The 5,812-nt window shown below is 77.7% G+C and carries 7 protein-coding genes, 1 pseudogene and 1 riboswitch; all 8 genes and pseudogenes read right to left on the reverse strand.

Going from position 1 to position 5,812, the window contains the following annotated elements; all coding sequences use genetic code 11:
• Nucleotides 1–967, reverse strand: a pseudogene (locus ACESL7_RS12090) (hypothetical protein); the annotation flags it as partial.
• Nucleotides 964–1,383 (reverse strand): ExbD/TolR family protein, encoded by a 420-nt coding sequence (locus tag ACESL7_RS12095; RefSeq protein WP_372893572.1) that lies wholly within the window; start codon nt 1,381–1,383, stop codon nt 964–966. The pseudogene ACESL7_RS12090 and the gene ACESL7_RS12095, both read right to left, overlap by 4 nt.
• Nucleotides 1,380–1,760, reverse strand: a complete 381-nt coding sequence (locus ACESL7_RS12100; protein ID WP_372893573.1) for an ExbD/TolR family protein — start codon at nt 1,758–1,760, stop codon at nt 1,380–1,382. The genes ACESL7_RS12095 and ACESL7_RS12100 overlap by 4 nt, the downstream gene beginning before the upstream one ends.
• A complete protein-coding gene (locus ACESL7_RS12105) occupies nt 1,757–2,377 on the reverse strand; it encodes a MotA/TolQ/ExbB proton channel family protein (RefSeq protein ID WP_372893574.1) in 621 nt (206 codons plus the stop codon). Before ACESL7_RS12105 ends, ACESL7_RS12100 begins: the two co-directional genes overlap by 4 nt.
• Nucleotides 2,377–3,141, reverse strand: coding sequence for an ABC transporter ATP-binding protein (locus tag ACESL7_RS12110; protein ID WP_372893575.1), 765 nt, complete (start codon nt 3,139–3,141; stop codon nt 2,377–2,379). Before ACESL7_RS12110 ends, ACESL7_RS12105 begins: the two co-directional genes overlap by 1 nt.
• A complete protein-coding gene (locus ACESL7_RS12115) occupies nt 3,138–4,121 on the reverse strand; it encodes a FecCD family ABC transporter permease (RefSeq protein WP_372893576.1) in 984 nt (327 codons plus the stop codon). Before ACESL7_RS12115 ends, ACESL7_RS12110 begins: the two co-directional genes overlap by 4 nt.
• A 535-nt stretch (nt 4,122–4,656) precedes the next feature.
• Nucleotides 4,657–4,863, reverse strand: a riboswitch (cobalamin riboswitch).
• Nucleotides 4,864–4,883: 20 nt separating this feature from the next.
• Entirely contained in the window at nt 4,884–5,438 is a 555-nt protein-coding gene (gene thpR, locus ACESL7_RS12120; protein ID WP_372893577.1) for an RNA 2',3'-cyclic phosphodiesterase, read from the reverse strand.
• Nucleotides 5,438–5,812 (reverse strand): MOFRL family protein (locus ACESL7_RS12125; protein WP_372893578.1); only part of this gene is annotated, 375 nt, incomplete at its 5' end. The genes thpR and ACESL7_RS12125, both read right to left, overlap by 1 nt.

The following is a 5,812-nucleotide window of genomic DNA, read 5'->3' on the forward strand; positions in this document are numbered from 1 at the left end:
CACCGTCGGTGCGGGCCCCGCGCGGATAACGCTTGGCGCGCTCGAGGTGCGACACGATCCGCCCGCCCCAGGCCGCCATCAGCTGCTGTCGCGCGCCGGCGCCGAGCGCCTCGCTGCCCTGGCCCGTGCCGGCGGCGTCCGCCTGCCGCTCGGGCTCGCGCGTCTCGGCCCCCTGCCGGGCGGGCGCCGAAGCGGTCGCGCGCGGGGCGGGGCGGACACCGTCGGGGCGCGGGGCCGGCCGGCGCGAGACGCGCGGCGCGGGGCCCGTGTCGGCTGGCGGCGGGACGCTTCGATCCGCCACGGCCGGCCCCTCGGACGAGGCCGGGCGCGGGGGCGCCGGGGCCTGCTGCGACGGCGCGCTATCGGCGCGTGGCCGGTCGGGCGGCGTACTGTCGGCGTCCGGACTCTCCGGCGGCGCGGGCACCGGCGGCGATGACGCCTCCGGCGGGTCCTGCCGCGACGCGGGCGCAGGCAGCGCCGGCATGTCGGGGCGCGCCGCGGCGGTCGGCGCCTCCGGCACGCCGCGAGAGGGCGCCGACGATGCGCCGGGCGCCGCGGGCCGATCCCCGGCGGAAACCGCCTCCGGCGCCTTCGGCGCCGCGGGGGCCTCGGACGCCTGCGCGGGCGCCCTGTCGGGCAGGTCCGGCGCCGCGGGCGGCAGCGTGGCGGACGGCGCGGCGGGCGACGTGCGCCGCGGCACATCGTCCGTGGGGGGCGGAGGGGACGCCGGCTGCGCCTCCGATCGCGGGGACTCGGGCGGGCGCGCGGCGGTCTGCACCTCCGGCGGGCGGCGCCAGGCCTCGGCGAGCGCCGCGATCTCGGGCGAGGCAGCGGCGACGGAGGGCTGCGCGGCCCCGGGCGGCGGGGCGCCGCCCCCCCCGCCCGAGGGCGCCACGCCCTGCCACGCGGCAAGGTGCAGCGCCACCGACACGCCCAGGAAGGCCGCGAAGCCCACCGCTCCCTTCATCGCGACACCACCGCCAGATCGACCTCGGCCACGCCGGCCGCCGCGAGCCGGCCAAGGAGCGCGGCGAGTTCCGCCGCCGGCAGCCCCGCGTCCGCACGGAGCGGCACCGGCCCCTCGCCCTCCCGCGCGGCGAGCGCGGTCCACACGGCCTCGTCCCGCGCGTCGCGATAGGCGAGGCGCCCGTCCGCCCCGACGTGCAGCGCCGCCTCGCCGCCGGCACCCGGCGGGGCCTCGGCCGCGGGCGGCGCGACCTCGAGCGGCGGGGGCGGCGCGATCTCGGCCGTCATCAGGAAGAAGATCAGCAGCAGGAACACCACGTTGATCATCGGCACGACGCTCTCGGCGGCGCGCCGCCGCGGCGGGCGGGGCAGGCCGAGGCCTCGCGCCCCGCGCTCGAAGGCGAACGCCCCGCTCATTCCACAAGCACCAGCCGGTCGAAACCGGCGGCCGTGAGCGCGCCCGTCACCTCGGCGAGGCGCTGCAGGTCCGCCCCCTCCGCCGCGCGCAGCACGACCGTGCGCCCCGGTCCGCCGCCGAGCTCGCGAAGTTCGTCGGGCAGCGCCGCCACCGGCACCGCCGCCCCGTTGAGCGCCACGCCGCCGGGCCGGATGGTGACGAGGCGCGGCGGGCCCTCGTAGGCGCCACTCCCCCCGCCGGTGGCGAGCGTGAGCGCGCCCTCCTGCCCGATCCGCGCGGCGAGCATGAAGAAGACGAGGAGCAGAAAGACCACGTCGACCATGGGCGTCAGGCTCGGACGCCGGGCGCGGCGGGGCGGGTCGAGCGCGAGCGTCATGCCTCCTCCCCGGCGAGGAAGAGCCGCGTCGCCAGATCCTCGAGATCGGTCTGCACGCGTTCGGCCACGCTCTCGAACCAGGTGAGCGCGGCGGCGGCCGGGATCGCCACGGCCATGCCGGCAGCGGTGGTCAGGAGCGCCTCCCAGATGCCGCCGGCGAGGACGGCGGGATCGGCGCGCGCGCCGGTGGCCTGCAGCGCCTGAAACGCCTCGATCATGCCCATGACGGTGCCGAGCAGGCCGAGAAGCGGCGCGATGGTGGCGATGAGCTCCAGCGCGCGCAGCCCCTCGCGCAGGCGGGCGAGCTCGGCGCGGGCGACGCGGGCGGTCTCCTCCCGCGCGGCGGCGGCCGGCAGGCGCTCCAGCGCGGCCATCGCGGCGCCCGCCACCCGCGCGCGCACGCCGCCCGCGGCCTCGGCCGCCGCGCGGGCGGCCGCACCGTCCCGGCCCCAGGCGGCAACCGCGCGCTCCACGCCGCCGCGCCGCCAGGCGCCCGCGCCGAGGAGCGCCGCAATCTTCCAGAGGATGAGCGCCAGCGTCAGCACCGAGAGCGCGGCGATCGCCCAGAGCGCCGGACCGCCCCGTTCGAGGAAACCGGCGAGCGCGGAAAACTCCATCACGCCTCCTCCAGCACGTCGAGCGCCTGCCAGACCGGGCCATACTCGGAGTCGGCGTGAAAGGCGCGGATGCGGAACACCTCGGCGAGCCGCGCGGGCGTCAGCACCTCGCCGGGCGGCCCGTCGGCCACCACGCGCCCGCCGCCCAGAAGGACGAGCCGCGTGCAGTGCCGTACGGCGAGCCCGAGATCGTGGAGCGAGACGACGACCGCGCGCCCCTCGCCGGCGAGCGCGGCGAAGGTCTGCATCGCGCCGATCTGATGCGCCGGGTCGAGCCCCGCGATCGGCTCGTCGGCCAGCAGGAGCGGCGTCTCCTGCGCGAGCGCGCGAGCGATCAGCGCGCGCGCCTGCTCGCCGCCCGAGAGGCGGGTCGCGGCCCGGTCGCGAAACGGGTCGAGGCCCAGCCGATCCAGCGCCCGGTCGACCGCCGCGCGGTCCTCCGGCCCGACGCTCTGTCCCGGGCCGAGGTGCGGCAGGCGGCCGAGGGTGACCAGCCGCTCCACCGTCATCGGCCAGGCGATCTCGCGCGCCTGCGGCAACCAGGCGGCGCGGCGCGCACGCTCGGATGGCGGACACGCGGCAAGATCGCTTTCGCCCGCGAAAGGGATAAGGCCGAGCGCGGCGCGCATCAGCGTCGTCTTGCCGGCGCCGTTGGGGCCGATCAGTCCAACCACCTCGCCCTGCGCGACCGAGAGCGACACGTCGCGGAGCACGTCGCGGCCCCGCAGCGTGACGGAGAGGTTGCGAAGCGCGAGCGCGGTCATCCGAGATCCCTCCGCGTGCGGTAGACGAGATGCAGGAACAGCGGCGCGCCCACGATCGCCGTCAGCACGCCGAGTTTCAGGTCGCGCTCGGGCAGCACGACGCGCACCGCGATGTCGGCGGCGAGCACCATGGCCGCGCCGCCCAGCGCGCTCGCCCAGAGGAGCCGCGAGGGCTGCGCGCCGACGAGGCGGCGCAGAAGGTGCGGCACGACCAGTCCGACGAAGCCGATCGCGCCGGCCACCGCCGTCGCCGCGCCCACGGCAAGCGCGGTGCCCACCACCAGCGCCACCTGCAACCGGCCCATGCCGTAGCCCATCGCCGCCGCCGCATCCTCGCCGAGCGTCAGCGCGTCGAGCCCGCGCCCGAGGGTGACCAGGACAGCGCCCCCGACGGCCACCAGCGGGGCGGCGAGCCAGACGTGGGTCATCGAGCGGTCGGCGAGCGAGCCCATCATCCAGAAGACGATCTCGTTCGCGGCGAAGGGATTCGGCGAAAGATTGAGCGCGAGCGAGGTGAGCGCCCCGGCGAGCGCCGAGAGCGCGATCCCCGCGAGGATCAGCGTCAGCGAACCACCCCGCGTCCCCGCCAGCGCCGCGAGGAGCCCGACGCCTATCCCCGCCCCGAGGAGCGCCGCGAGCGGCAGGCCGAGCGGCTGCGCCGCGGCAAGCCCGGTGTGGATCGCGACCACCGCGCCCAGCGCCGCGGAGCCGGAGACGCCCAGCAGCCCCGGCTCGGCCAGCGGATTGCGGAGGTAGCCCTGCATCGCCGCCCCGGACACGCCGAGCGCCACGCCGACCGTCACCGCGAGAAGCGCCCGCGGCAGCCGGATCTCGCGCATGACGAGCGTGAGCGGCGTGCCGTCTCCGAGGACGAGGGCGCGCAGGCTCTGCCCCGCGCCGGCCTCGGCGGGGCCGACGACGAGGGAGGCGAGAAAGAGCGCCGCCACCAGGGCCCCGAGTGCGAGGGCGAGCCGGCTCATTCCGCGCCCTCCCGCGGCCGGGCGCAACGCGCGGCGGCGCGGCGCGCATGGGGCGCGCGCATCCGGTCGTGGCCCGTCACCGCCCGGCGCGTGGCGCCGAGGGCCGCGCGACGCGCGAGGATCGCCTCCCTGCGGGAGATGCCCGGCCAGACATGCCGCGCCACCAGCGGGCCGGGCCGCGCAATGGCGGGCGCCTCCGGCGGCAGCCGGCTGTCACGGCCCGCGACCTCGGCACTGAGGGGTGCGCGGGCCTGCGCGCGATGCCACAGTCCGACCGCCTGCCCTGTCGCGGCACCGCGCCGTGCCGCACCGTGGCAGCGCCTGCGACCCGGCGCCCCCCGGTCGGGCCGAAGGGACACCGCACCGAGCGCCGCCGAGGCCGGACGGGCCTTGCGTGTCGTCATGCCTCTCCCTCCCCCGGCGCGCCGCCGGACGGATCGCTGTGCCGTCGGGGGGAGACACCCCTCCGACGGCGGTGAACAAGGCGCATCACCACGACGGAAGGGTCCGTTGCCCTGAGCGCGCCCCGCACCCGGACAGGGTGATCGCCTCGGCAGGTCTCCTGGCTCGCGGGTCCTCGCTCGACCGGGCCTTCCCATCGCCGGGGCGATAGTGGCGTGTGCCGGTGTCGCTCGCCGCTCACAGTTGCGGGGGCAGCCACGGCTTTGGGGGGAGACCCCCGCACCGCGTTCCCTTTTCATCCGCCGCGCGTGACGGCGGAACCGAAGCGATCTCAGGTGTCGCGCGGGGCGGTGCGGTTTGTCAAGCGGGCCGGACAGCCTTCAGCGGATAGGCGGCGAGCACCTCGTGACGCGCGCCCTTGCGCCCGAGGGTGGAGTGCACGAGCTCAACGGCCCGCGCGGTGAAGGGCGGCGCCTCGAAATGGGCGTTTTCCGTCAGGAATCGCTCGAGACGGGTCTTTTCATGCCGCCGCAGGTCGCCGAACCGCGCGAGCGTGACATGCGGCCGGAAGCGCCGCCGCTCGGGCGCGACGCCGGCCGCGCGCAGCCGGGCGAGCACCCTGGACTGCAGCGCGCGCAAGGGCGCGGGCTCTGCGACGCCGGCGACGAGCGTGCGCGGTGCCCGCCCCCCGAAAAGCTCGAGCCCCGAAAGACGGATCTCGACCGGTTCGGCGCGCAGGTGCTCCATCGCCTCGTGGATGGCCTGCGCCGTCTCCTCGCGCTGCTCGTCAAGGAAGACGAGCGTCAGGTGGAACTGATCCGGGTCCGCCGGGCGGCCGGCGGGCAGGTCGGTCTGCAGATCCTCCAGAAGGTCGGCCGCCTCCTCCGGGACAGGGATCGACAGGAAGAGCCGCATCACGCCTCCACGAGCGCAAGGGCGAGGTCCATGACGTTCGTGCCCGTCGGGCCCGGCGCGAAGAGCGCGCCGCGCGCGGCGAGCCATGTGCCGCTGTCGGCACGGGCGAGGGCCTCCGCCGCCCCCGGCCCCCAGGTCGCGGCCCCGGCGAAGGCGCCGGCGGCGTCGGTCGGCCCGTCGGTGCCGTCCGTGCCCGCGATGAGGGCCGTCATGCCCGCCCGCCCCGCGATCTCGCGCGCGAGCGCCAGCGCCAGCGCCTGGTTGCGCCCGCCGCGCCCGGGCCGCTCGGGCAGAACCACTGTCGGCTCTCCGCCCCAGAGGTAGAGGCCCGGCGCCCCGGCGCGCAGGCGCGCGCCGATCATCGCCGCCGCCGC

This window comes from Rhodosalinus sp. (assembly GCF_041685465.1).
In the GTDB taxonomy this organism is placed as follows: domain Bacteria; phylum Pseudomonadota; class Alphaproteobacteria; order Rhodobacterales; family Rhodobacteraceae; genus Rhodosalinus.

What these genes read in the sequence shown, in the direction of transcription:
- ACESL7_RS12115 (WP_372893576.1), bottom strand. Translation starts at nt 4,121, where the DNA reads ATGAGCCGGCTCGCCCTCGCACTCGGGGCCCTGGTGGCGGCGCTCTTT.
- ACESL7_RS12110 (WP_372893575.1), bottom strand. Translation starts at nt 3,141, where the DNA reads ATGACCGCGCTCGCGCTTCGCAACCTCTCCGTCACGCTGCGGGGCCGC.
- thpR (WP_372893577.1), bottom strand. Translation starts at nt 5,438, where the DNA reads ATGCGGCTCTTCCTGTCGATCCCTGTCCCGGAGGAGGCGGCCGACCTT.
- ACESL7_RS12105 (WP_372893574.1), bottom strand. Translation starts at nt 2,377, where the DNA reads ATGGAGTTTTCCGCGCTCGCCGGTTTCCTCGAACGGGGCGGTCCGGCG.
- ACESL7_RS12100 (WP_372893573.1), bottom strand. Translation starts at nt 1,760, where the DNA reads ATGACGCTCGCGCTCGACCCGCCCCGCCGCGCCCGGCGTCCGAGCCTG.
- ACESL7_RS12095 (WP_372893572.1), bottom strand. Translation starts at nt 1,383, where the DNA reads ATGAGCGGGGCGTTCGCCTTCGAGCGCGGGGCGCGAGGCCTCGGCCTG.